Origin of the sequence: Kineococcus glutinatus (assembly GCF_039542765.1) — a bacterium.
GTDB classification, from domain to species: domain Bacteria; phylum Actinomycetota; class Actinomycetes; order Actinomycetales; family Kineococcaceae; genus Kineococcus_A; species Kineococcus_A glutinatus.
On record NZ_BAABIL010000520.1, the window covers coordinates 1 to 2,302 of the forward strand.

Here is a 2,302-nt window from a genome sequence, read left to right on the forward strand (position 1 = left end):
TCCAGCCGCCGGGCCGCCACCCGCAGGCCCACCACCCCCATGACGGCGAACACCGCGGCGGCCGTCACGGCGGCCACCGCGGCGCAGGTCGCCCTCTGCCTGGGGCTGCTCGCCAGGCGCCGGCGGGGGCGGGCGGCTCCCGCGCCCGCGGACGGACCACCCGGACGGCCCAGCGCGGCTGGCGCCCTGCCGTAACCTGGTCACCGGACGGCGCGACCCCGCAGCGGGCACGCCGAGGACGGCCGGCGCGCAGCGCGCGGCCCACGCGGGAGGAGGGGCAGCCGTGCGCAGCGAACCCCCCAGTACCGGGCAGGACATCGCCTGACCACCCGGCCGCCGGGTGGCCTCCCGCCCCGCCGTCCGAGGAGCCCCGAGTGACCGAGCAGACCCCGCGCCCGCTGGACGCCATCGCCGCCCGCGTGCTGCCGCCGCGCCTGCGCCGCGGTCCCGGCTCCCCCGTGCGCGTGGCCGCGCTGGCGCTGCCGGGCAACCACCCCCTGCCGCGCACGAGCCTGGTGGACGCCGGCATCTACCGCGACGGCCGGCGCACCACGACGCCCTCCTCCCTGGCGCAGACGTACCGCAGCCTGCGCGAGCAGCCCGGCGCCATGGCGTGGATCGGGCTGTACCGGCCCGACGCCGGGGAGCTGGAGTCGCTGGCCGACGAGTTCGACCTGCACGAGCTGGCCGTGGAGGACGCCATCCAGGCCCACCAGCGCCCCAAGCTGGAGCGCTACGGCCACACCCTCTTCGTCGTGCTGCGGGCCGCGCGATACCGCGACGCCGACGAGGAGGTGGAGTTCGGCGAGCTGCACCTGTTCATCGGCCCCGACTTCGTCATCACGGTCCGCCACAGCGAGGCGCCGAACCTGTCGGCGGTGCGCAGCCGGCTGGAGGGCGAGCCGGAGCTGCTCGCCACCGGACCCGAGGCGGTGCTCTACGCGGTGCTCGACAGCGTCGTCGACGGCTACGGCCCCGTGCTGGCGGGGCTGGAGAACGACGTCGACGAGATCGAGACCGAGGTGTTCACCGGGCACCCGGCGGTGTCGCGGCGCATCTACGAGCTGTCGCGGGAGGTCGTCGACCTGCAGCGCGCCACCCACCCGCTGGCGGGGATCCTCGCCTCGCTCACCGCCGGGTTCACCAAGTACCGGGTCGACGAGGAGCTGCAGCGGCACCTGCGCGACGTCGCCGACCACGTCACGTCGGTCAACGAGCGCATCGACGCGCTGCGGGCCGCGCTGCGCGACATCCTCACCGTCAACGCCACGCTCGTCGCCGAGCGGCAGAACGAGGAGATGAAGGCGCTCAGCGAGGCCAGCATGGCGCAGAACGACGAGGTGAAGAAGATCTCCGCGTGGGCGGCGATCCTGTTCGCCCCCACGCTGGTCGGCACGGTGTACGGCATGAACTTCGACGACATCCCCGAGCTGCACTGGACCTACGGCTACCCGTTCGCCCTGTGCCTCATGGTCCTGGTCAGCGTGGTGCTCCACGCCGTCTTCCGCCGCCGCGACTGGATCTGAGGCGCCTGGCCGTCGGACCGCTTGCCGCGCGAGTCCGACCGCCAGCAGGATGGCCGGGTGCCGCAGGGGGCGTTCGTGGGCCGGGAGGCGGAGGCCGCCGCCCTCGCGGCGCTGCTGCGGCGCACCCCGCCGGAGACGGCCGTGCTGCTCGGCCCCGCCGGTGTCGGCAAGACCCGGCTGGCGGCGGAGGTCGCGACGGCGCTGGCCTCGCGGCGGCTGCGGCCGGTGACCGCGCTGGCCAGCGCGACGGGCCGCGCCATCCCGCTGGGCGCCTTCGCCGGGGTGCTGCCCTCCCACCTGCCGCGCACCGGCCCGCTGGAGCTGCTGCGCGCTGCGCGGGACGCGCTGAACCGGCAGCCGGACGGCGTGCAGCCGCTGCTCGTCCTCGACGACGCCCACCTGCTCGACGACGTGTCCGCGACCCTGCTGGACCAGCTCGTCGGGGAGCGCATCTGCCCCGTGCTGGCGACCGTGCGCAGCCCCGACCCCGCCGGGACGCCCCCCGCCGCGCTCCTGCGCTGGACGTGGGTGGAACGCGTGGAGCTGGCCCCGCTGCCCGTGGCGGACCTGGAGCGGGTGGCGGCCGACCTGCTCAGCGGCCCGCTGGCGGCCCGGACCCGGCGCGTGCTCGCCGAGCTCAGCGGCGGCAACCCGCTGCACCTGCGCGAGCTGGTGGCCAGCGCCACCGCGGCGGGCAGCCTGCAGCGATCGGAGGGTGTGTGGAGCCTCGTCGGGCGGCCGCCGGCACCGGCCCCGCTGGTCGACACCACCGCGGC

2 protein-coding genes and 1 pseudogene are annotated in these 2,302 nt (G+C 76.4%); all 3 read left to right on the top strand.

Annotation, left to right across the window (positions count from 1 at the left end; genetic code table 11):
• Positions 1-195 (top strand): annotated as a pseudogene (locus tag ABEB16_RS17450) (hypothetical protein); the annotation flags it as partial.
• Positions 196-458: 263 nt separating this feature from the next.
• Positions 459-1,526: a magnesium and cobalt transport protein CorA gene (locus ABEB16_RS17455; protein WP_345713496.1), complete on the top strand. Its 1,068-nt coding sequence runs from the start codon at positions 459-461 to the stop codon at positions 1,524-1,526.
• 57 nt (positions 1,527-1,583) lie between these two features.
• Positions 1,584-2,302: AAA family ATPase (locus ABEB16_RS17460; protein WP_345713495.1), on the top strand; the 719-nt coding region annotated here is incomplete at its 3' end.